Source organism: Streptosporangium sp. NPDC004631, assembly GCF_053601935.1.
In genome coordinates, this window is sequence record NZ_JBSGCR010000010.1 from 100,665 (window position 1) to 121,580 (window position 20,916).

Here is a 20,916-nt window from a genome sequence, read left to right on the forward strand (position 1 = left end):
ATCACGCTCCCTGTCCGAGCTGGGCGGAGATCCGGCTGAGCTGCTCCAGGCGCCGGTTCAGCGGCGGATGGGTGGCGAACAGCGCGGTCAGGCCGGAGCGGCCCGCCAGCGCGGGGGCGAAGAAGAAGGCGTTGAACGGCTCGGCCTCGCGCAGGTCCCTGGTCGGGATGCGCGACATCTCTCCGCTGACCTTGACCAGCGCGCTGGCCAGGGCCGAGGGACGCTGCGTGAGCATCGCGCCCGCCCGGTCGGCGGCCAGTTCGCGGTAGCGGGACAGGGCACGGGTGAGCAGGAAGCTCACGGCGTACACCAGGGCCGAGACCAGCACCACGATCAGGCCGATCGGCAGGCCGCCCCGGTCGTCACGGTTCCGTCCCAGGCCGGTGTAGAGCGCGAACCGGGTCATCAGACCGGCCACGATGCCGAGGAACGAGGCGATGGTCATCACCGCGACGTCGCGGTGCGCCACGTGGGACATCTCGTGGGCGAGCACGCCCTCCAGCTCGGCCGGCTCCAGGCGGCGCAGCAGCCCGGTGGTCGCGCAGACCACGGAGTTCTTCTGGTTGCGGCCGGTGGCGAACGCGTTCGGAACGTCCGAGTCGGCGATCGCCACCCGCGGCTTGGGCATGTCGGCCATGGCGCAGAGGCGATCGATCACGCCGTGCAGCTCGGGTGCCTGCTCAGGGCTGACCACACGTCCGTGCATCGCGAACAGCGCGATGCGATCGGACATGAAGTACTGCACCAGCAGGGTGCCTCCGGCGATGAGGAGCACCAGGACCGTCTGGACGCCCAGTGCGATCAGCGCGCCCACGAACACGACGTAGAGCAGCCCGAGCAGGAACATGGTCAGGATCATGCGGGTGGTCAGGCCCCGGTCGGGGGCGAACCGGGTATGTGCCATATGACCAAGCTATCCGGGAATGAGCCCTTCGTTGCCCAGCATCTCCCGCACTTCGTCCATGGAAGCGTCCGACGGAGGCAAAATCAGCTCCGAGGACTCCAGGCTGTCGTCCGGGAGAGGCTTGCCGACGTGACGGACCTTGTCCAGCAGGTCGTGCAGTCTGGTCCTGAAGACGGTCTCGTCGCCGGCGACGATCGCCGCCTCCAGCTCACCGTCCAGGGCGTTGAGGACGTCGAGGTCGTCGGAGGCGATCTCGATCTGCCCCTCCCCCATGATGCGAACGATCACAGTCCCTCCCCCGGCTGACGGAGCTGCTGAGTCTGATGTGACTGGGGCTGGGGCTGGGGCTGCTGGGACGGACCCGGCTCGATCGCGCTCTTGGGCGCCGGAGCCTGGCCGAGCTCCGCCTTCATCCGGGCGATCTCCAGCTCCACGTCCTGCCCGCCGCCCATGCGGTCGAGCTCGGCCTGGATGTCGTCGCCGCGCTGGCCGCTGAAGTCGTCGAGCGCGCCGCTGGCCAGCAGCTCGTCGATGGCCCCCGCGCGAGCCTGCATCGAGGCGGTCTTGTCCTCGGCGCGCTGGATCGCCAGACCGACGTCGCCCATCTCCTCGGAGATGCCGGAGAAGGCCTCGTTGATCCGCGTCTGCGCCTCGGCCGCGGTGTAGGTCGCCTTGATCGTTTCCTTCCTGGTGCGGAAGGAGTCAACCTTGGCCTGCAGCCGGTGCGAGGCGGTGGTGAGCTTCTCCTCCTCGGCCTGCAGGTTGTCATGCTGCACGCGGAGATCGGCGATCTGGGTCTGCAGGCCCGACCTGCGGGTCAGCGCCTCGCGGGCGAGATCCTCCCGTCCCACGCCGAGGGCCTTGCGGCCCTGCTCCTCAAGCTTGCGCGACTGAGTCTCGATCTGGTTGATCTGCAACTCCACCCGCTTGCGTGAGGTGGCGACGTCGGCCACACCACGGCGCACCTTCTGCAACAACTCCAACTGACGCTGGTAGGAGTAGTCCAGGGTTTCGCGTGGATCCTCCATCTTGTCCAAGGCGTTGTTGGCCTTGGACTTGAAGATCATGGAAAGTCTCTTCATCACGCTCATGCGCGTCGGCCGTCCCCTTCTTCAAATGCGCTTCGGGTCACCCCAGTGATTCCAGCCCCCCAAGAAAAGCACCGGAGCCACCTAGGTTCACCCTACGCATAACGTGCGGGGGCGTCACTAAGTTGCAGTCCCGGTAGGCTGACGATGTGTTCCGACGTACCCAGACCACCGCGGACGACTCCCCCGTCTCCGTCAACGATCCTAAGCCTGCGGGCAAGGGGCGTCCCACACCCAAGCGCCGGGACGCCGAAGGCCGTCGCCGCCAGCCGGTGAACGCCCCTCAGAACCGCAAAGAGGCATACAAGCAACTTCGCGACCGTCAGGCCAACGACCGCGTCAAGGCGCGCGAGGGCATGATGCGTGGCGACGAGCGCTACTTCCCGGCCCGCGACCGGGGGCCGGCCCGCAAGTTCGCCCGCGACTGGGTGGACTCCCGCCGCGTCGTCAGCCAGTACTTCCTGCCGTTCTCCCTGCTCATCCTGCTGCTCACCTGGATCCCGTTCCCCGGCGAGATCCGCGGCTACGTCTACGTCGCCGTCATCACGATCGGATGGCCGGTCATGATGGTGGGCGTCCTGTTCACCTCGGTGTGGGTGTCGTGGAAGGTCAAGAAGCTGGCGGCCGAGAAGTTCCCCGGCGAGAGCCTCAAGGGCGTCGGTTTCTACGCCGCCATGCGCGCGCTGCAGATCCGCAAGCTGCGCTTCCCGCCGCCCGCCGTCCTGCCGGGCGGCAAGCCGGTCCCGCCGAAGAAGTAGAACCCCGCTCGGGCATCGCGGCCCCGTCTCCTCCGAGACGGGGCGGTGCGGGGCAGGACGGAACGGCGGCGCTCAGCCGGAGCCGACGGGGTCCGAGCCGAGTTCGCCCCCGGCGGCCCGGGGCTTTAGGCCGCTCCCGTCGGCCTCCAGGGCGTCGGCGGTCCTCTTCAGCAGCGCGTAGTGCGAACGGATCCGGACACCGCCCGGCGTGAAGTCCGCCTCCCCCTCCTCGCCGATCTCCCCCACGCCGCGCCCGGCCGAGTCGACCACGAGGTGGCCACCGGTCAGGTCGGAGGCGATGGGGATCATGCGTCCCTCCCACCGCCGCGGGCGCGGGCCCTCGACCCCGCACAGTTCCCGCCAGGTGTCACGGATCTCCCGTACGCCGAGCATCTTCCCGGCCAGGAGGCCGAAGCCCGAGGTCCCGCCGGAGGCGAGGGCCCCGTTGTGACGTAGCAGTGAGGCGCGCAGGTCGTCGGGGAACCGCACCCCCATCTGCGCCTCGGCGATCGCGATCGTCCGGCCTCTGGCGGGCGGGGCGAGGGTGCGGCGGGTGGCGGGGGCGTTGGCCTTCAGCCATCGCTCGATCCGCGTCCACTGCCGGTTCACCGCCCGGGTCACCCCCGGGCTGAGCGCCCGCGCCCGCGGCGCCTCGCCCGAGGGGCGGCAGTCCGCACCGGGCGCCGAACCGGCCCGTCTCCGGACCTGGGAGGTGCCCTCGGGGAGGGGCTGGATCTCCACCCGCCCCCAGCGGGAGGGGGGCTGGACACCCATGTCCCGGCAGATCGGGTCGTCCCGATCCGCCGGCGTCCACCCGTCCGTTCCCGCGCCGGAGTCCCGGGCCTCGGGCATACACGGGAACGTCGCGGGATCGGAGGGCCCCCCGCCGGAAACCCCTCCCGCGGGTGCCGGCTCCTCCCTCTTGGAGAAGGTCACGTCCTCCAGCGCCTGGGCGCCGAAGAACAGCACGCCCAGCGCGCACGCGGCGGCGCCCCAGCGGAGCAGTCTGCGCCGGACGGCGCCGTCGAGGGGCTTTCGCGGATGAGGTTCCGCGGAGAGGAACGAGGGGATGTAGGCGGGGACGGCGTAACGCCTGAGATCGTCGGCGGTGGGGGTGCCGAGGATCGGGGCCGGGGGCCATCGCGGCACCCGGCCGGACCCGGCCTCACCCGGCGGGGCGGTCCCGGGCGGCGCTCCGGGGGCGGCCCGGGACACCGGCCTCGGGGTGCTGCGAGATCGGCGCGAGCGCAGAACGACCACGGCGATCGCCGTCAGCGCGACAGCCACCAGACCGAGCCGTACCCATCGAGAAGTGATCAACCGCGACACGCCGGGCAGAGTATCCCGAATCACTCTGTCCCATGGCAGCTATTAGGGTCAAGCGCATGAAATTCCGCCACCTTGGCCGTAGCGGTCTCATGGTCAGCGAGATCAGCTACGGCAACTGGATCACCCATGGCTCCCAGGTCGAGGAAGAGACCGCCAGGGAATGCGTGCGGGCGGCGCTCGACGAGGGGATCACCACCTTCGACACCGCCGACGTCTACGCGGCTACCAAGGCGGAGGAGGTGCTCGGGCGCGCGCTGGAAGGCGTCCGCCGCGAGTCCCTGGAGATCTGTACCAAGGTCTACTGGCCCACAGGCGCAGGTCCGAACGACCGCGGCCTGTCCCGCAAGCACATCACCGAGTCCATCCACGGCTCACTGCGGCGCCTGAAGACCGACTACATCGACCTGTACCAGGCCCACCGCTTCGACTACGAGACACCACTGGAGGAGACCCTCAAAACCTTCGACGACCTCGTACGGCAGGGCAAGGTCCTCTACATCGGCGTCAGCGAGTGGACCGCCGAGCAGATCGCCCAGGCGTTGAAGATCGCCGATGACCTCGGCCTCGACCGCCTGGTCTCCAACCAGCCGCAGTACTCGATGCTGTGGCGGGTCATCGAGGCCGAGGTCGTGCCGCTGAGCGAGAAGGAGGGCATCGGCCAGGTCGTCTGGTCCCCGATCGCCCAGGGCGTGCTCACCGGCAAGTACCTGCCCGGGCGTCCGCCCCCCGCCGGGTCCCGGGCCACCGACCCGGCCGGCGGCGGCTTCATCTCCCGGATGATCAACGAGGAGATGCTCACCCGTGTCCAGGAGCTGAGGCCGATCGCCGGCGACCTCGGTCTGACCATGGCCCAGCTCGCCGTGGCGTGGGTGCTGCAGAACCCGAACGTGGCCTCCGCCATCGTCGGGGCGACCAGGCCGGAGCAGGTCCGCGACAACGTCAAGGCCGCCGGTGTGAAGCTGGACGCCGAGGTGCTGAGGAGGATCGACGACATTCTCGGCCCAGTCGTCGAGCGGGATCCCGCCAAGACCGTCAGCCCCGCCAAGCGCCCGTAGTCACCGGCCACCGGAGCTCACCCTCTCCGGGGCCTCCACACACGCCCGACAAGGGGCATGGAAGCGGCCCTCACCGGGGCTTCACCCCTCCGGGGCCTTCCGGTGCGCGGAAGGCCCCGGAGGGGTTCTCCGACATCACCGGGAGGCCCCGGAGGGCTCCGAATCGCGGAGAGACCGAAGGTGTTCTCCGATCACCCGCCCGTCCGGGCTATTCGGCGCGCAGCGACATCCTCGCGTACTCGACCCGGTCGCCTTCGAGCAGCGTGACCTTCTCGACACCGGCCTCCAGCAGATCGCGCCAGCTCTCACCGAGCCACGACTCCGCGTCCGCCTGGCTGGGGAACGCCTCGGACGGCGCGACCCCCTCGGTCACCTCGCCGCCGTTCGCGTTTTCATAACGCCAGTGCCAAGTCATGCCATACGCTCCTTCTTCACCGGGCCGGTCCACGAGGCCGGGCCTTTGCACGCCGGGTCTTCTCCCACAGGTCGGGCGGTGCCCTCCGGAAGGCTCAGCGAACCCTACATCCACCGCACCGTCTCCGGGCGCGGGGACGGGGCGCGTTCCCCGGGTTCGGTGCCCATACGCTGAGACGGTGAAGGTCCTGATCTCCGGTACGGCGGGAGCCGACGGCTGGCCCGCCCGGGGATGCGGCTGCGCCTCCTGCCTCCGCCTGCCCCCCGGTCGTCGCCGCCCCGCCGAGGTCGTCCTGCTGTCCGGCCACGACACATCCCCTGCCTCCCTCGACGACCGCTCCGTACGGCTCCCCCTCGCCAACCCGGCCCTCCAGGATCACGAGACCTCCCCCGGCACCGCCCGGTTGCCCGCCGGCTACCGGGCCTCGACCGGTCCCGACGGTCTCGTCCTCACCACCCCCGGCGGCCACCGGATCCTCTACGCGGCCCCGCCCGCCGGTCCCCCCGCCCGGCCCGGGGACGGAGTGCCGGCAGACCGGCGGTCTCCGGGACATCCGGGGTGTCCGGACGATGGCCGGGCGGTGTTCGACCTGGTGCTGATGGACGTCCTGGACCGGCCCGAACGACTGGGGGGCCTGCGCCGCCGGGGCGCGGTCACCGATCGGACCCACGTCGTGGCGGTGCACATCGACCACCGGGTACCGACCGAGGCCGAGCTGGCCCGCCGGGCCGCGCTGTGGGGGGTGCGGGCCGTACCGGACGGAACGGTCCTCGATCTCGGCGAGCCCGCCCCCGCCCGCGTCCCGCTCCCCCGGCGGACCCTGCTTCTGGGCGGGGCGCGCTCGGGTAAGTCGGCCGAGGCCGAACTCCGCCTGGCCACCGAGCCAAGGGTCCGCTACGTGGCGACCGGCCCGTCCGGCGACGGCGACGCCGAGTGGGACCGCCGGGTCAGGGCGCACCGGGAGCGACGGCCCGCGCACTGGGAGACGTCCGAGACCACCGACCTGGCCGGGCTGGTACGGAGCACCGAGATCCCGCTGCTGGTGGACGGTCTCGGCACCTGGGTCGCCGCCGTCTTCGACGAGTGCGACGCCTGGTCGGGCGGAGACGGCCTGGACGCGGTCGCCGCCCGGTGCGACGAGCTGGTCACGGCCTGGCGGCGGCCCGGTGCCCGGGTGGTGGCGGTCTCCGACGAGGTCGGTCTTGGCGTGGTGCCCGCGACCTCCAGCGGCCGGATGTTCCGCGACGCCCTCGGCCGGCTGAACCAGCGCCTGGCCCGTGAGTCCGAGGAGGTCACCCTGGTCGTGGCCGGCCGCCTCCTCCCGCTGCCCCTGTGACCTCTCCTTTCGGCCTTCCCCGGGAGTGGCGCGCCCCGCCGGGCCGGCCGGGGGGAGGCGCGGGCTACGATCGTCGACCGTGCCTGGAACTCCGCCCTCGGGGACGCCGTCCACGCCGGTCGACGGGCTGCGTCTGGCGATCGGCACGCTGAGCGTGTTCCCGGTCCGGCCGGGTGTGGTCGACCGCCGGGCGGGCGGGGTCGCGATGACGATCGCCCCGTTCGTGGGAGCCCTGATCGGGGCCGTGGGCGCGGCCGTACCGGCGGTGGCGCCGTGGCTGGGGATCGGCCCGCCGCTCGCGTCGGCGCTGGCCGTCGCGGTGCCCGCGCTGCTCACCCGGGGACTGCACCTGGACGGGCTGGCCGACCTGGCCGACGGGCTGGGCAGCGGCAGGCCCGCCGAGCGGGCGCTGGACATCATGAAACAGTCCGACATCGGCCCGTTCGGCGTCGTGACGCTGATCCTCACCCTGCTGGTCCAGGTGGCGGCGCTGTCGGAGGTCACGGCCGCGGGAGCGGGCCCGGCCGCCCTGATCACGGCCTGCGCGACGGGAAGGCTGGCGCTGACCTGGGCCTGCCGTACCGGGGTTCCGGCCGCCCGGCCCGACGGCCTCGGCACGATGGTCGCGGGCACCGTACGGCGGGGCCCCGCGCTGACCGTGACGGCACTGGTGCTCCTCGGCACGGCGCCTCTGGCCCTCACCTACGTGATCGGCGCGGGCTCCGGCCTCGTTCCAGGTGTCCTGGGGCCTCCGCTGGCCGTCCTGGCGGGCCTGTCGGCGGCCTGGGCGCTACGGCGGCGGGCCGTACGGCGGCTGGGCGGAATCACCGGCGACGTGCTCGGCGCACTCGTCGAGATCGCCACCGCAACGGCGCTGGTGGTGTACGCGGTGACGGTGGGTTCCCCCTGAGGACGGCGCCGGGGCCGGTCGGCGGGTCCGCCGAGAGATCGGAGGTGCGGGCGTCGCCGCGGCCGAGCACGGGGGCGCACCGGTTCATCCGGCTATCGGGGCGGGCGGGCGGACCGGCAGGCGTCTGAACAGCACGGCGCAGATCACCGCCAGCAGCGCCGAGCCGACCAGGCCGGTGATGCCGGCGACGGCCAGGTTCGGTGGGTGGGCCACGTCACCGACGAACACCACGAAGCCCCCCGACGCGTTCAGGGCGCCGTGGCCGACGGCCGCCGGCCAGACGCTGCCGGAGTAGAGGCGCAGCCAGCCGAGCAGGGATCCGAAGGCCACGCAGAACACCACGAACATGGGCGCCGCCCATGCGCCCAACGCCGGATAGTTGTAGCCGCGCAGGGTGAGGGGGGCGTGCCAGGCCCCCCAGATCACCCCGGAGACCAGCAGCGCCCTCCAGGTGCCCAGCGGCATCAGGCGCGGCAGCAGCCAGCCCCTCCAGCCCCACTCCTCGCCGAACGCCGGGATCGAGTTGATCAGGGGGGCGATGAGGAACGCCGACGCCGCCTGGACGGCGAGCAGCACTCCGGGCTCCAGGGGGAAAGGCTGTCCGGGGGCCGCCTGCTCCAGGTTGGCACGGAGCAGGCTGAGCCCGTCGAGGTCCACGGTGAGCAGCCCGAGGGCCGCGCTGAGGACGATCGCCGCGACGGCCAGCACCGGGGGGCCGAACCACGCCAGCACGCAGAGCACGACCGTGCGGCTCCGTCGCTCCCCGAGGGTCAGCCCCGTCTGCCGGGCCCACTCTCGCCGGGTGGTCCGGGGGGCGCCGCGCCGCCTGCCGTACAGCCGGACGGCCAGCACGCCGAGCGTCGGCGTGAGCATCATCAGGATGCCGATCAGTGGTGTCAGCCGGGAGTCGGGTGAGGCGTTCCCCAGCCAGAGGGGGAGGGCGGCCAGCCAGGACAGACCGAACGCGACGAGCAGGAACAGCGGGAGATCTACCGGGCGGCGGGGCATGACGTCACTTTCCGAAGGGGGACGCGCTCCACCCCGGCCTGCGGCCGGGACGGAGCGGGGAGTGGGAAACGGGGGGGCGGCCGGGACGCGGGGCGGTCAGGAGGTGACGGTCTCGGCGGTGTAGGCGTTCAGCAGGGCGGCGCCGTGCTCGGCGTCGTCCACGGAGACGGCGATCTCCGCTCCCGTGACACGGCGGACGACCAGGCACTCGCCACCGCGCAACATGAGCGTGATCCGGCCGGTGCCCGGCATGCCGCGCACGCCCCAGCCCCCGACCCTGGAGGGGCCGTAGCTCTCCACCCAGGCCGCCTCGATCTCGCCGATCGGAGTACGGTGAACCGGCCGCCCCAGGGGGCCGAAGCCGATGCTCAGGCCGTTCTCGTCCGCCCGGGCGCTGATCGAGCTGGTGGCGAACCCGAACAGCGTCAACGGGATCAGGACGATCAGGCTGATCCAGGCGGCCCCGTCGGCCAGGATGCCCGTCGTGAAGAGCACGCCGACGACCACCAGGGCCAGCAGTGCCGCGGTGGAGAGACCGACCAGCCAGGGGTTGGTGGTGCGGCTCACCCAGACGGCACGCCGTCCCGGCCGCAGCCGCATGCTCGGCGGCACCGGGTGGTCGCGGGGCGGGTCGGGCTCGCCCCTGCCGAGCAGGCCCGCGACCACACCGGCCGCGAGGGCGGAGCCGAGCACGGCGGCGAGCAGCCAGCCGGGCAGCACCGCCTGACGCCAGTCGGCGACGTCGAGGTTGGCGTAGAGGGCCAAGCCCTGCACGCCCAGGGCGAACACGGCCCAGCCGAACAGGAAACCCCACCACAGAGCGCGCCACAGCCGGGCGTCCAGCACCGTGCCGCGCAGCGCGGTGCCGAGCAGGAAGGCCCAGCCGACGCCCCACAGGAACAGGTCGGCCAGGACGCTCCCGCCGAAGGAGGTGTGGCCGTCGGGGATGAAGCCGCCGTCCCAGTGGGTCGCGAGGGGATCGGGGAGGCGGTCGCGGAGCGCGAGCGGCAGGCCGATCAGGACGGTGGTGACGAGCACGCCCCAGACAAGGGCGACCACGGCGCGGCCTCGGGAGGTCATCGCGCCTCCTTCCGGGGAACCTTGGTATGTCATAACGGCTCTCTCCTGGGGGTTCCGGGAGGTCGGACGGGGTGTGAGGGGACGCGGCGTGCGGGTCACGACAGCTCCCTGATGATGTGGATCACTTCTTCGGGCCCGTAGCCGTAGCGGTCGGCCTCGGCGAGCAGTTCGCGCGCCGCCTCCGCCAGCACCGCGCGGGCGTCGGGGCGGCCGAGCACGCTGACCCCCCGTCCGCGGCGGAACTCCAGCAGGCCCTCGTCCCGCAGTTCGCGCAGGGCGCGCAGCACGGTGTTGGCGTTGATGCCCAGCGCGTCCGCCAGATCCCGGGCGGGTGGCAGCCGGTCGCCCGGCGCGTAGGAGCCGTCCGCGATGGCGCGGCGGATCGTGCCGGCGACCTGGTCGTGCAGGGGCCGGGAGTCGTTCAGATCCAGGGTGAGCAACATGATACTAGCAACAATAGCACCATTGCCCGAATGACGCTACTTGCTGTAGCACCATCTGGTTGATATTTAATTCATGGGACGAACCCTCGTTTATGCGTACGGCCCAAGGGGACTAGCATCGGGCGCGTGACCACTGTGCGGCTGAACTCAATTGACAACGCTGTCTCGCTCGACACCGACGCGCTGGTCGTCGGGGTCCATACCGGCCCGGACGGCCCGCACCCCGCTCCGGGAGCCGAGGGGCTTGACCAGGCGCTCGGCGGCCGGCTCGCCGCGACGCTCGGCGCCATGGGCGTCAAGGGCAAGCCCGGCGAGGTGGCCAAGGTCCCGACCTTCGGCGCACTGACCGCCCCGCTCCTCGTCGTCGTGGGCCTCGGCGACGCTCCCGACGGCGGATACGAGCCCGAGGCCCTCCGCCGCGCCGCGGGCACGGCGACCCGCGCCCTGGCCGGCACCGAGCGCGTCGCGCTCGCCCTGCCCGCCGGCGACGCGCGACAGGCCGGAGCGGTCGCCCTGGGCGGCCTGCTCGGCGCCTACTCCTTCACCAGATACCGCACGGACGGCGAGCAGACCGCCCCGGTGACCGAGATCACCGTGCTGAGCGGCGCCGACGGCGCCGAGGCCGCTGTCGGGCACGCCGTCACCGTGGCGAAATCGGTCTCCCTGGTCCGCGACCTGGTCAACACCCCGCCCTCGGACCTGTGGCCGGCGCGCTTCGCCGAGATCGCCGAGCAGGCCGGCGCGGAGGCCGGCCTGTCGGTGGAGATCCTGGACGAGAAGGCACTCAAGGAGGGCGGCTACGGCGGCATCGTCGCCGTCGGCCAGGGGTCGGTCAACCCGCCTCGCCTGGTGCGCCTCGCCTACGGCCACCCGGAGGCCGCCAAGACGCTCGCGTTCGTCGGCAAGGGCATCACCTTCGACTCGGGCGGCCTGTCGCTCAAGCCGTCGGCCTCGATGGACTGGATGAAATCCGACATGGGCGGCGCGGGCGCGGTTCTCGGCGCGCTCGTGGCGATCGCCGGGCTGGGCCTGAAGGTCAACGCCGTCGGCTACCTCTGCCTGGCGGAGAACATGCCCAGCGGGACCGCCCAGCGCCCCTCCGACGTGTTCACCAGCTTCGCGGGCAAGACCGTCGAGGTGCTCGACACCGACGCCGAGGGCCGCCTGGTCCTGATCGACGGCATCGCCCGCGCCGCCCAGGACAACCCCGACGTGATCGTGGACATCGCCACGCTCACCGGCGCGCAGATCGTCGCGCTCGGCTGGCGTACGGCGGGCGTCATGGCCAACGACGACGACCTGCGCGCGGAGGTCGTCGAGACCGCCGGCGAGCAGGGGGAGGGCGCGTGGGGCATGCCCCTGCCCGAGGAGCTCCGCAAGGGGCTCGACTCCCCCGTCGCCGACATCGCCAACCTGCACCCCGAGCGGTTCGGCGGCATGCTGACCGCGGCCATCTTCCTGCGGGAGTTCGTGCCGGACGGGGTGCGCTGGGCGCACATCGACATGGCCGGTCCCGCGTTCAACAAGGGCGAGCCCCACGGGTACACGCCGAAGGGCGGCACCGGCGCGATCACCCGGACGCTCGTCGGCCTCGCCGAGCGTTACGCGGGCTGACCGGGGGCCCGCGCACGCGGGTCACCGGGCGACACGGACAGATGAAAAGATGCGGTTGTCGGTGTCCGGCCAGCGGCGGGACACCGGCCGAGCGACGAGCCGGGGCCCGAGGGCGGAGAAGTGGACGCGAGTCGGTGTTCACCAGGCCGATGAGGGCACGGAACAGGCGCGACCGTGACAGGGTATTTCAATCCAACAAGGAGCTTTCCTGTGGTTGATGGCAGCGGCCCGTACGACATCGTCGTTCTGGGTGGCGGTAGCGGTGGGTATGCCTGCGCTCTGCGGGCGGCCGAGCTGGGCAAGACGGTCGTGCTGATCGAGAAGGACAAGATCGGCGGCACGTGCCTGCACCGGGGGTGTATCCCCACCAAGGCCCTCCTGCACTCGGCGGAGGTCGCCGACGAGACGCGGGAGAGCGAGACGTACGGCGTCAAGGCCCGCTTCGAGGGCATCGACGTACCCGCGGTCCACGCGTTCAAGGACAAGATCGTCACACGCGCCTGGAAGGGCGTGCAGGGCCTGCTGAAGAGCAGGGGCATCACGATCGTCGAGGGTGAGGGCCGCATGGTGGGCCCGAACCGGATCGCCGTCGGCTCCGAGGTCTACGAGGGCCGCAACATCGTGCTGGCGACGGGCTCGGCGCCCCGGTCCCTGCCCGGCCTGGAGATCGACGGCGAGCGGATCATCACCAGCGAGCACGCGCTCAAGCTGGACCGGGTGCCCGCCTCGGTGGTCGTCCTGGGCGGCGGCGTGATCGGCGTGGAGTTCGCCAGTGTCTGGCGCTCCTTCGGCGCCGAGGTGACGATCGTCGAGGGCCTGCCGCACCTGCTCCCGCTGGAGGAGGAGTCGAGCTCCAAGCTGCTGGAGCGCGCCTTCCGCCGCCGCGGCATCAAGCAGGAGCTGGGCGTCTTCTTCGAGGGCGTCAAGACCACCGACACCGGTGTGGTCGTCACGCTCGCCAACGGCAAGACCCTGGAGGCCGAGCTGCTGCTGGTGGCCGTCGGCCGCGGCGCCGTCTCCGCCGGCATGGGCCTTGAGGAGGCGGGCGTCGCCATCGAGCGCGGCACCGTCACCGTGAACGAGTTCTGCCAGACCAGCGTGCCGGGCGTGTACGCCGTCGGCGACCTGATCCCGACCCTGCAGCTCGCCCACGCGGGCTTCGCCGAGGGCATCCTGGTGGCCGAGCACATCGCCGGGCTCAACCCGGCGCCGATCGACTACGACGGCGTGCCCCGGATCACCTACTCCGACCCCGAGGTCGCCTCGGTGGGCATCACCTCCACCCAGGCGAGAGAGCGCGGCCACGAGGTCGTGGAGTTCACCTACGACCTCGCGGGCAACCCCAAGAGTCAGATCCTGCAGACGCAGGGCGCGGTAAAGATCATTTCAGCGAAGGACGGTCCCGTCCTCGGCGTGCACATGGTCGGCCGTCGCATCGGTGAACTGGTGACCGAGGGACAGCTGATCTACAACTGGGAGGCCCTGCCCTCCGAGGTGGCTCAGCTCGTCCACGCGCACCCGACCCAGTCCGAGGCCGTCGGCGAGGCGATGCTGGCCCTGGCCGGCAAGCCGCTGCACGTCCACAACTAACCCCAAGCCCTCACTCGGAACACGAGAGAAGACAATCATGCCGAAGTCCGTACAGATGCCCCAGCTCGGCGAGAGCGTCACCGAGGGCACCGTCACCCGTTGGCTGAAGAAGGAGGGCGAGCGCGTCGAGGCCGACGAGCCGCTCCTCGAAGTCTCCACCGACAAGGTCGACACCGAGATCCCGTCGCCCGCGGCGGGCATCCTCACCAAGATCATCGTAGGTGAGGACGAGACCGTCGAGGTCGGCGCCGAGCTGGCCGTGATCGACGAGAACGGCTCCGCGGGCGCCGCCCCGGCTCAGGAGTCCGCTCCCGCGCCGCAGGCCGAGCCAGCCCCGGCCCAGCCGATCTCCTCGATCCCGCAGCCCGCCCCGCCGGCCCCCGCTCCGGCTCCGGCTCCGGCCATCCCGGTCGCGCCGGCTCCGCCCCGCCAGAGCGCCGCCCCGGCTCCGGCTCCGGCCATCCCGGTCGCCCCGGCTCCGCCCCGCCAGGCCCCGGCCGCCGAGCCGGCCCCCTCCGGGGAGAGCCCGTACGTCACCCCGCTGGTGCGCAAGCTCGCCGGCGAGCACGGCGTCGACCTGGACTCGCTGACGGGCACCGGTGTCGGCGGGCGCATCCGCAAGCAGGACGTGCTGGAGGCCGCCCGCAACCAGCGCGAGCGCGCCTCGGCCGCCGCCCAGGCTCCGGCCCCGCAGTCCGCCCAGGCTCCCGCCGCGGCTCCCGAGCCGATCGCGGTGGACACCACTCTGCGTGGCCGTACCGAGAAGATGTCGCGCCTGCGGCAGACCATCGCCAAGCGCATGGTCGAGTCGCTGCAGGTCTCGGCCCAGCTCACCACCGTGGTCGAGGTCGACGTCACCCGGATCGCGCAGCTGCGCGAGCGCGCGAAGGCCGAGTTCCAGCGGCGCGAGGGCGTCAAGCTCTCGTTCATGCCGTTCTTCGCCCTCGCCACCATCGAGGCGCTCAAGCAGCACCCGAAGCTCAACGCCACGATCAACAACGAGACCAACGAGGTCACCTACTTCGACACCGAGCACCTCGGCTTCGCCACCGACACCGAGCGCGGCCTGCTCGTCCCGGTGATCAAGGACGCGGGCGACCTCAACATCGCCGGTCTCGCCCGTAAGATCGCCGACCTCGCCGAGCGCACCCGCACCAACAAGGTGAGTCCGGACGAGATCACCGGCGGCACGTTCACGCTGACCAACACCGGCAGCCGTGGCGCGCTGTTCGACACGCCGATCCTCAACCAGCCGCAGGTCGGCATGTTGGGCACCGGCTCGGTCGTCAAGCGCCCGATCGTCCTGGACACCCCGGACGGCGAGGTCGTCGCCGTCCGCTCGATGGTGTACCTCGCGCTCAGCTACGACCACCGCCTGGTCGACGGCGCCGACGCCGCCCGCTTCCTGACGACGGTCAAGCGCCGCCTGGAGGAGGGCCGGTTCGAGAACCAGCTGGGTCTGAACGGCTAGCCCGCCGTTCCCTCCCACCGGGCCGGTCCGCGCCACGCGGGCCGGCCCGGTCCGTTCCGCGCCCGGGCCTCCCCCGCCCTCGATGAATCCGCCGGCCGCCCGGTTCCCGAAGATTCCGGAGGAGGTCGATTAGATTGGGCGATATGACGATCATCGTGACCGGCTCCTCGGGCCTGCTGGGATCGGCTCTGGTCCGGGCTCTGCGGGCCGAGGGGACGCGGGTGGTGTCTCTGGTACGGCGCGCGCCGCAGGGCCCCGACGAGTCGTTCTGGAACCCTGCGCGGGGGTTGCTGGACCCGGCCGCCCTGAGGGGCGCGGCGGCGGTGGTCCACCTCGCCGGGGCGGGCATCGGCGACCGGCGCTGGAACGACGACGTCAGGCGCGAGGTGGTCCGCAGCCGGGTGGAGGGCACCAGGACCCTGGTGAGGGCGCTGACGGAGTCGGCGTCCCGGCCTCCGGCGCTGCTGTCCGCCTCCGCGATCGGCTTCTACGGCGACACCGGCGACCGCGAGGTGGACGAGACCTCCCCGCCGGGCGAGGGTTTCCTCGCCCGGGACGTGGTGGTGCCCTGGGAGGCGGAGACGGTGCCCGCCGAGGAGGCGGGCATGCGGGTGGCCCGGCTCCGCACCGGCCTGGTGCTGAGCGCCGACGGCGGCATGCTGCCCAGGATCCTGCCGATCTTCAAACTGGGACTGGGCGCGCCGCTGGGCTCGGGAAGGCAGTACTGGTCGTGGATCTCGATCGACGACTGGGTGCTGGCCGTACAGCGCGTTCTGGAGGATCCGGGCATCTCCGGCCCGGTGAACCTGACCGCGCCGGAACCGGTCACCAACGCGGAGTTCACCCGGGAGCTCGGCCGGGCCGTGCACCGGCCCGTCATGCCGCTGGCCGTACCCGGGTTCGTGCTGCGTACGGCCATCGGGGGGTTCGCCGAGGAGGGCGTGCTGACGGGGCAGCGGGTGCTGCCCCGGCGCCTGCTGGAGGCGGGTCACACGTTCCGGCATATGCGTCTCGGCGACGCACTCGCCGCCGTACTCTAGGGTCCCTGTTTCCGCTGAAGTCACTGGGGAGATCACATATGGGCAGGCCCGGGCAGTCTCACATCGTCGCCATCGGGGGCGGATCGTTCCGTCAGTCCAAGCGTCAGGGCCTCATCGAGGCGAGCCCGCTGCTGCGGTACGCCCTGGACCTGACCGGCCAGGACCGGCCGAGACTGGGTCTGCTCGCCACCGCCACCGGTGACGACGCGGAGTGGCTGCTGAGGATGTACGGAGCGTTCCACACGTGGGACGTCGAGATCAGCCACCTGACCGTCTTCCCGATGCCCAACGTCGAAGACCCGCGGGAGTGGATGCTGAGCCAGGACATCATCTACGTCAGCGGCGGCAGTGTGGCGAACCTGGCGGCGCTGTGGCGGCTGCACGGCCTGGACGAGGCGTTCGCCGAGGCGTGGCGGTCGGGCGTGGTGCTGTCCGGGCAGAGCGCCGGGGCGCTCTGCTGGCATGTGGGCGGCAACACCGACTCCTTCGGGCCGCAGCTGCGGGTGTGGGCCGACGGCCTCGCGCTGCTCCCCTACTCCTGCGGTGTCCACTACAACTCCGACGCGCAGCGCCGCGAGCTGCTGCACGCGTCGGTGGCCTCCGGCGAGCTGCCCGGCGGATACGCCGCCGACGAGGGGGTCGCGCTCCACTACGTGGGCACCGAGTTCATCCAGGCCGTGACCGTCGACCCGGACGGCTACGCCTACCGGGTGGAGCGTGACGGGGAGAACGGGGTGAAGGAGTTCCGCATCGAGCCTCGCCTTCTCACGACTTGAGCATGAACGGGTCAACTACTCTTTAGACGTGACTGAGCTGGCGATCGTCCGTCTTGGCGTTGACTTCCCCTACGAGCAGGCATGGGATCTTCAGCGGCGCATCCACGCCCGCCGCGTGGCGGAGGAGATCCCCGACACCTGCCTGCTGCTCGAACACGCCCCCGTCTACACGGCGGGCAAGCGCACCGCCCCGCACGAGCGGCCCGGCGACGGCACCCCGGTCATCGACGTGGACCGGGGTGGCCGTATCACCTGGCACGGCCCCGGCCAGCTCGTCGGCTACCCGATCGTCAAGCTCGGGGAGCGGCTGGACGTCGTCGCCTACGTCCGGCTCCTGGAGGAGACGCTCATCCAGGTCTGCGCCGACTTCGGGGTGCAGGTCGGCAGGGTGGCGGAGCGCAGCGGCGTCTGGGTGGCGGGGGACCCCTCCCACGGCCTGCCCGACCGGCAGATCGGCGCGGTCGGCATCCGCGTCACCCGGGGCGTGACGATGCACGGGTTCGCGCTCAACTGCTCCAACGACCCAAGCTGGTACAACCGGATCGTTCCGTGCGGATTCACCGACGCGGGGGTCTCCTCCCTGTCGGCCGAGACCGGCCGCCGGATCGTGGTCGACGAGGTCATGCCGTACGCCGAGAAGCACCTGGCCGAGGCGCTCTGCGCGCACGCGTTCGACCTCCCCGAGGAGGACCTCTTCCGCCGCTGAACCCCCCGCCCACCATCTCGCCCACCCGGCGCGCGGGTACGACGAGCGGTGACACGGACGCCTATGCGCGAGGCGCCCCCCGACAACACTCGGTCATCCCGGAACCGCCGCTCCGGCGGGGCCGGAGCGCGTGGGCGGATAAGCGGATTAAGCGGTACCTCATGTAGGCCCATACCCCCGTGGGACATAAGCTGAGTGCCGTGACCGTTGCTCCTGAAGGCCGAAAGCTCCTCCGCCTGGAGGTCCGCAACAGCCAGACTCCCATCGAGCGCAAGCCCCCGTGGATCAAGACCCGGCTGAAGACCGGGCCCGAGTACACCGAGCTCAAATCGCTGGTGAAACGCGAGGGGCTGCACACGGTTTGCGAAGAGGCCGGCTGTCCCAACATCTACGAGTGCTGGGAGGACCGCGAGGCGACGTTCCTCATCGGCGGCGACCAGTGCACCCGCCGCTGTGACTTCTGCCAGATCGACACCGGCAAGCCCGCCGAGTACGACACGGACGAGCCCCGCAGGGTCGCCGAGTCGGTCAAGCAGATGGGGCTGCGCTACGCCACGGTGACCGGGGTCGCCCGCGACGACCTGCCCGACGGCGGCGCGTGGCTGTACGCCGAGACCGCCAGGCAGATCCACGCGCTGCTGCCCGGCTGCGGTGTCGAGCTGCTGGTTCCCGACTTCAACGGCAACCGGGAGCAGCTTGAGGAGGTCTTCTCCGCCAGGCCCGAGGTCTTCGCGCACAACATCGAGACCGTGCCGCGGATCTTCAAGCGCATCCGCCCCGCCTTCCGTTACGAGCGCTCCCTGGAAGTGATCACCAAGGCCCGGCAGGCCGGGATGGTCACCAAGTCCAACCTGATCCTGGGCATGGGCGAGGAGCGCGAGGAGGTCGTCCAGGCCATGCGCGACCTGCACCGGGCCGGGTGTGACCTGCTGACGGTGACCCAGTACCTCCGCCCCACCCCGCGTCACCACCCGGTGGACCGCTGGGTGAAGCCCGAGGAGTTCGTCGAGCTCCAGAAGGAGGCCGAGGCCATCGGGTTCGCCGGAGTCCTGTCCGGCCCGCTGGTCCGCTCCTCCTACCGGGCGGGCCGCCTCTACCAGCAGGCCATCGAGGCTCGTCAGCACGCCTGATCCGCGTCGTGGAAAGGGTCCCGCGCACGGCGTGGGACCCTTTCCACGCCGGGGTCCGCCTCTTCCCTTGTCCCTGCCCGAGTTCCGGATGCCGAATCTGTGTCCCGTATGCCGGGTTCTGTTGCCGAACCGCGGTCTCGGACGCTGAGCGCGGCAGGTCACGTTTTCACTTCTTGACCCCAGGATTTGTATCCTGCTGAACATGGCGAAGAAGCCCGAAGACCAAGAGCGCCCGGGGCGCATCAAGCAGCTCCGGATGATCGCGCAGATCATCAAGCAGGCCAACCCCAAGGGGATGCCGATCGTCTACGCGGCGGCCCTCGGCACGCTCGCGCTGTGCGTCGTGATCGGCCTGGTCACGGGCTGGTTCTGGTACCTGCTCTTTATCGGGATCATGCTGGCCTTCACCGTCGGGCTGGTGGTGTTCGGCCAGCTCGCCCAGCGCGCCCAGTACTCCATGCTGGACGGCCAGCCCGGTGCCGCCGCCGCGATCCTGCAGGGAATGCGCGGCAACTGGGAGGTCACCCCGGCCGTCGCGGTCAACCGCGACCAGGACATCGTGCACCGGGTGGTCGGCTATCCCGGTGTGATCCTCGTCTCCGAGGGGCCGGGCTCCCGGGTGCAGCGGATGCTGGTCGCCGAGAAGAAGCGGGTCCAGCGGATCGCCCTGGACGTTCCGGTCTACGACATCCAGTCCGGCGACGGCGAGGGGCAGATCCCCATCGCCAAGCTGCAGCGGCACCTGATGAAGCTGCCCCGCAACCTGAAGAAGCCCGCGGTCTACGAGATCAACAGCCGGCTCAAGGCCCTTCCGCAGACGCTGCCGATGCCCAAGGGCCCGCTGCCGCGTGGCGCGAAGATGCCCCGGCCGAAGATGCGGTGATGGAGCCGGCAGCGGTGGACCGGCGCCACGTGGACGCCGCCGGCACCTCGCGGGCCAACCGCCGCTGGTGGGACGGGGCCGCGGACGACTACCAGGCGGAGCACGGGGAGTTCCTCCGTGACAGCGGCTTCGTCTGGTGCCCCGAGGGGCTCGACGAGGCCGACGCCCACCTGCTGGGCGACGTGGCGGGCCTCGACGTGCTGGAGATCGGCTGTGGCGCCGGGCAGTGCGGGCGGTGGCTGGCCGGCCGGGGGGCGCGGGTGGCCGCCTTCGACCTGTCCTTCCGGCAGCTCCGGCACTCCCGCCGGATCGATCTCGGCGCGGACTCCCCCCTGCCCGTGGTCCAGGCCGACGCGGAGGTCCTTCCCTTCGCCGACGGATCGTTCGACCTGGCCTGCTCGGCGTTCGGCGCGCTGCCGTTCGTGGCCGACGCGCGCGCCGTTCTCGCCGAGGCCCACCGGGTGCTACGGCCGAGGGGCCGCCTGGTCTTCTCGGTGAGCCACCCCATCCGCTGGGCCTTCCCCGACGACCCGGGTCCGGGCGGGCTGACCGCCGACCGGTCCTACTTCGACCGCTCGCCGTACGTGGAGATCGGCGACGACGGGCGACCGTCCTACGTCGAGCACCACCGCACGCTGGGAGACTGGGTCGGGCACATCGCCGCCTCGGGCCTGGTCCTGCGGGGGCTGGTCGAGCCGGAGTGGCCGGAGGGGCACGAGCGCGAGTGGGGCGGCTGGAGCCCGCTGCGCGGCCGTCACCTGCCCGGTACGGCCATCTTCACCTGCGCCAGGCCGTAACCCGGGGCGCGGGCTGGAACCCGGGACACGGGTTCACGCCCCCGCTCACATCCGGACGACCACGGTGTTCGCCGCGCGGTCGTGCATGCCCCGCTGGTCACGGTCCCAGATCAGGGCCGGTACGGCCAGGCAGAGCAGCAGGGTCCGCACGAGCACCGACGGGAACGGCGGACGGCCACCGCCGAGGGCGGCGACCCGGATGCCGGTCAGCCGCATGCCGAACGTCATGCCCATGGTGCCGACCAGCAGGAGATACTCCAGCGCGAAGATCGCGACCGGGACCCAGACCTGATGGGCCGGGTTGATCCGCAGCAGTCCCTGCGTGATGGCCCAGGTGCAGATCAGCCAGTCGATCACCAAGGCGCCGATCCTGCGCCCGAATCCGGCCACCGCGCCGCTGCCCTCCCGGGGCAGCCCGAGCCGCTCTCCCGGATACCCCAGATCGACCCCGGCCGATCTGACGCCACCGAGCCAGGTCTGGGTCCAACGGGGCTGCTGCCTGCTGTTCATGGCTCTAACGGTATCCGTCCGGGGCACCGATCACGCATTCGCCCGAATCACCACCAAGATGGGCGAAAGCCAC

General features: G+C 71.5%; 22 protein-coding genes. 13 read left to right on the forward strand and 9 right to left on the reverse strand.

All coding sequences use genetic code 11. The annotated features are described in order from the left end of the window. Nucleotide 1: 1 nt before the first annotated feature. Genes htpX through ACWEF2_RS13100 form a run of 3 tightly spaced genes read right to left on the reverse strand, consistent with a single transcriptional unit; the run spans nucleotide 2 to nucleotide 1,971 of the window. Entirely contained in the window at nucleotides 2-904 is a 903-nt protein-coding gene (htpX, locus tag ACWEF2_RS13090) for a zinc metalloprotease HtpX (RefSeq protein WP_453814792.1), read from the reverse strand. 9 nt (nucleotides 905-913) lie between these two features. Next, the gene (gene pspAA, locus ACWEF2_RS13095) at nucleotides 914-1,192 is read right to left on the reverse strand and encodes a PspA-associated protein PspAA (protein ID WP_355598519.1); all 279 of its coding nucleotides are present in this window, start codon (nucleotides 1,190-1,192) and stop codon (nucleotides 914-916) included. Then, nucleotides 1,189-1,971 (reverse strand): PspA/IM30 family protein, encoded by a 783-nt coding sequence (locus tag ACWEF2_RS13100; RefSeq protein ID WP_453814794.1) that lies wholly within the window; start codon nucleotides 1,969-1,971, stop codon nucleotides 1,189-1,191. Before ACWEF2_RS13100 ends, pspAA begins: the two co-directional genes overlap by 4 nt. 170 nt (nucleotides 1,972-2,141) lie before the next feature. Between ACWEF2_RS13100 and ACWEF2_RS13105 the strand changes: the two genes are divergently transcribed. Further along, a complete protein-coding gene (locus tag ACWEF2_RS13105) occupies nucleotides 2,142-2,750 on the forward strand; it encodes a DUF3043 domain-containing protein (protein ID WP_355598515.1) in 609 nt (202 codons plus the stop codon). A gap of 72 nt (nucleotides 2,751-2,822) precedes the next feature. On the opposite strand, the gene ACWEF2_RS13110 is transcribed toward ACWEF2_RS13105, so the two are convergent. Beyond that, nucleotides 2,823-4,070, reverse strand: coding sequence for an SMI1/KNR4 family protein (locus ACWEF2_RS13110; protein ID WP_453814796.1), 1,248 nt, complete (start codon nucleotides 4,068-4,070; stop codon nucleotides 2,823-2,825). Between the two features lie 65 nt (nucleotides 4,071-4,135). Between ACWEF2_RS13110 and ACWEF2_RS13115 the strand changes: the two genes are divergently transcribed. After that, nucleotides 4,136-5,134, forward strand: a complete 999-nt coding sequence (locus ACWEF2_RS13115; protein ID WP_453814798.1) for an aldo/keto reductase family protein — start codon at nucleotides 4,136-4,138, stop codon at nucleotides 5,132-5,134. A gap of 208 nt (nucleotides 5,135-5,342) precedes the next feature. On the opposite strand, the gene ACWEF2_RS13120 is transcribed toward ACWEF2_RS13115, so the two are convergent. Continuing rightward, the gene (locus tag ACWEF2_RS13120; RefSeq protein ID WP_355598508.1) at nucleotides 5,343-5,549 is read right to left on the reverse strand and encodes a hypothetical protein; all 207 of its coding nucleotides are present in this window, start codon (nucleotides 5,547-5,549) and stop codon (nucleotides 5,343-5,345) included. A gap of 178 nt (nucleotides 5,550-5,727) precedes the next feature. On the opposite strand from ACWEF2_RS13120, the gene ACWEF2_RS13125 reads away from it, so the two are divergent. Beyond that, nucleotides 5,728-6,885 (forward strand): bifunctional adenosylcobinamide kinase/adenosylcobinamide-phosphate guanylyltransferase, encoded by a 1,158-nt coding sequence (locus ACWEF2_RS13125; protein ID WP_453814800.1) that lies wholly within the window; start codon nucleotides 5,728-5,730, stop codon nucleotides 6,883-6,885. A 79-nt stretch (nucleotides 6,886-6,964) separates the two neighbouring features. Further along, complete coding sequence (locus ACWEF2_RS13130) at nucleotides 6,965-7,795, forward strand: adenosylcobinamide-GDP ribazoletransferase (RefSeq protein ID WP_453814802.1); 831 nt, start codon at nucleotides 6,965-6,967, stop codon at nucleotides 7,793-7,795. Nucleotides 7,796-7,879: 84 nt separating this feature from the next. Here the strand turns inward: ACWEF2_RS13130 and ACWEF2_RS13135 are convergent, their stop codons facing one another. The 3 genes from ACWEF2_RS13135 to ACWEF2_RS13145 form a co-directional block, all read right to left on the reverse strand. Further along, nucleotides 7,880-8,803 (reverse strand): CPBP family intramembrane glutamic endopeptidase, encoded by a 924-nt coding sequence (locus ACWEF2_RS13135; RefSeq protein ID WP_453814804.1) that lies wholly within the window; start codon nucleotides 8,801-8,803, stop codon nucleotides 7,880-7,882. A 96-nt stretch (nucleotides 8,804-8,899) separates the two neighbouring features. Next, nucleotides 8,900-9,883 carry a hypothetical protein gene (locus tag ACWEF2_RS13140; RefSeq protein WP_453814806.1) on the reverse strand — a complete coding sequence of 328 codons (984 nt, stop codon included), beginning with the start codon at nucleotides 9,881-9,883 and terminating at the stop codon, nucleotides 8,900-8,902. 95 nt (nucleotides 9,884-9,978) lie between these two features. Then, nucleotides 9,979-10,326 (reverse strand): GntR family transcriptional regulator, encoded by a 348-nt coding sequence (locus tag ACWEF2_RS13145; RefSeq protein ID WP_355598500.1) that lies wholly within the window; start codon nucleotides 10,324-10,326, stop codon nucleotides 9,979-9,981. Nucleotides 10,327-10,452: 126 nt separating this feature from the next. On the opposite strand from ACWEF2_RS13145, the gene ACWEF2_RS13150 reads away from it, so the two are divergent. The 9 genes from ACWEF2_RS13150 (at nucleotide 10,453) to ACWEF2_RS13190 (ending at nucleotide 20,333) form a co-directional block, all read left to right on the forward strand. Next, the gene (locus ACWEF2_RS13150; protein WP_453814808.1) at nucleotides 10,453-11,940 is read left to right on the forward strand and encodes a leucyl aminopeptidase; all 1,488 of its coding nucleotides are present in this window, start codon (nucleotides 10,453-10,455) and stop codon (nucleotides 11,938-11,940) included. Between the two features lie 210 nt (nucleotides 11,941-12,150). Further along, entirely contained in the window at nucleotides 12,151-13,530 is a 1,380-nt protein-coding gene (gene lpdA, locus ACWEF2_RS13155) for a dihydrolipoyl dehydrogenase (RefSeq protein WP_453814810.1), read from the forward strand. 37 nt (nucleotides 13,531-13,567) lie between these two features. After that, the gene (gene sucB, locus ACWEF2_RS13160; protein ID WP_453814812.1) at nucleotides 13,568-15,001 is read left to right on the forward strand and encodes a 2-oxoglutarate dehydrogenase, E2 component, dihydrolipoamide succinyltransferase; all 1,434 of its coding nucleotides are present in this window, start codon (nucleotides 13,568-13,570) and stop codon (nucleotides 14,999-15,001) included. A 143-nt stretch (nucleotides 15,002-15,144) separates the two neighbouring features. After that, complete coding sequence (locus tag ACWEF2_RS13165; protein WP_453814814.1) at nucleotides 15,145-16,041, forward strand: TIGR01777 family oxidoreductase; 897 nt, start codon at nucleotides 15,145-15,147, stop codon at nucleotides 16,039-16,041. Between the two features lie 38 nt (nucleotides 16,042-16,079). Next, nucleotides 16,080-16,817, forward strand: coding sequence for a Type 1 glutamine amidotransferase-like domain-containing protein (locus tag ACWEF2_RS13170; RefSeq protein WP_453814815.1), 738 nt, complete (start codon nucleotides 16,080-16,082; stop codon nucleotides 16,815-16,817). 28 nt (nucleotides 16,818-16,845) lie between these two features. Further along, nucleotides 16,846-17,523 carry a lipoyl(octanoyl) transferase LipB gene (lipB, locus tag ACWEF2_RS13175; RefSeq protein WP_453814817.1) on the forward strand — a complete coding sequence of 226 codons (678 nt, stop codon included), beginning with the start codon at nucleotides 16,846-16,848 and terminating at the stop codon, nucleotides 17,521-17,523. A 200-nt stretch (nucleotides 17,524-17,723) separates the two neighbouring features. Beyond that, a complete protein-coding gene (lipA, locus tag ACWEF2_RS13180) occupies nucleotides 17,724-18,653 on the forward strand; it encodes a lipoyl synthase (RefSeq protein WP_453814819.1) in 930 nt (309 codons plus the stop codon). A gap of 202 nt (nucleotides 18,654-18,855) precedes the next feature. Further along, complete coding sequence (locus ACWEF2_RS13185) at nucleotides 18,856-19,536, forward strand: DUF4191 domain-containing protein (protein WP_453814821.1); 681 nt, start codon at nucleotides 18,856-18,858, stop codon at nucleotides 19,534-19,536. Then, nucleotides 19,536-20,333 carry a class I SAM-dependent methyltransferase gene (locus ACWEF2_RS13190; protein ID WP_453814822.1) on the forward strand — a complete coding sequence of 266 codons (798 nt, stop codon included), beginning with the start codon at nucleotides 19,536-19,538 and terminating at the stop codon, nucleotides 20,331-20,333. Before ACWEF2_RS13185 ends, ACWEF2_RS13190 begins: the two co-directional genes overlap by 1 nt. A 45-nt stretch (nucleotides 20,334-20,378) precedes the next feature. On the opposite strand, the gene ACWEF2_RS13195 is transcribed toward ACWEF2_RS13190, so the two are convergent. Continuing rightward, nucleotides 20,379-20,843: an RDD family protein gene (locus tag ACWEF2_RS13195; RefSeq protein ID WP_453814824.1), complete on the reverse strand. Its 465-nt coding sequence runs from the start codon at nucleotides 20,841-20,843 to the stop codon at nucleotides 20,379-20,381. Between the last annotated feature and the right edge of the window lie 73 nt (nucleotides 20,844-20,916).

Excerpts from the sequence above, each read along its gene's own strand:
- ACWEF2_RS13165 (WP_453814814.1), top strand. The coding sequence starts at position 15,145 with ATGACGATCATCGTGACCGGCTCCTCGGGCCTGCTGGGATCGGCTCTG.
- ACWEF2_RS13120 (WP_355598508.1), bottom strand. The coding sequence starts at position 5,549 with ATGACTTGGCACTGGCGTTATGAAAACGCGAACGGCGGCGAGGTGACC.
- ACWEF2_RS13115 (WP_453814798.1), top strand. The coding sequence starts at position 4,136 with ATGAAATTCCGCCACCTTGGCCGTAGCGGTCTCATGGTCAGCGAGATC.
- ACWEF2_RS13170 (WP_453814815.1), top strand. The coding sequence starts at position 16,080 with ATGGGCAGGCCCGGGCAGTCTCACATCGTCGCCATCGGGGGCGGATCG.
- ACWEF2_RS13185 (WP_453814821.1), top strand. The coding sequence starts at position 18,856 with ATGGCGAAGAAGCCCGAAGACCAAGAGCGCCCGGGGCGCATCAAGCAG.
- htpX (WP_453814792.1), bottom strand. The coding sequence starts at position 904 with ATGGCACATACCCGGTTCGCCCCCGACCGGGGCCTGACCACCCGCATG.
- ACWEF2_RS13100 (WP_453814794.1), bottom strand. The coding sequence starts at position 1,971 with ATGATCTTCAAGTCCAAGGCCAACAACGCCTTGGACAAGATGGAGGAT.
- ACWEF2_RS13195 (WP_453814824.1), bottom strand. The coding sequence starts at position 20,843 with ATGAACAGCAGGCAGCAGCCCCGTTGGACCCAGACCTGGCTCGGTGGC.
- ACWEF2_RS13145 (WP_355598500.1), bottom strand. The coding sequence starts at position 10,326 with ATGTTGCTCACCCTGGATCTGAACGACTCCCGGCCCCTGCACGACCAG.
- ACWEF2_RS13190 (WP_453814822.1), top strand. The coding sequence starts at position 19,536 with ATGGAGCCGGCAGCGGTGGACCGGCGCCACGTGGACGCCGCCGGCACC.
- ACWEF2_RS13140 (WP_453814806.1), bottom strand. The coding sequence starts at position 9,883 with ATGACCTCCCGAGGCCGCGCCGTGGTCGCCCTTGTCTGGGGCGTGCTC.
- sucB (WP_453814812.1), top strand. The coding sequence starts at position 13,568 with ATGCCGAAGTCCGTACAGATGCCCCAGCTCGGCGAGAGCGTCACCGAG.
- ACWEF2_RS13135 (WP_453814804.1), bottom strand. The coding sequence starts at position 8,803 with ATGCCCCGCCGCCCGGTAGATCTCCCGCTGTTCCTGCTCGTCGCGTTC.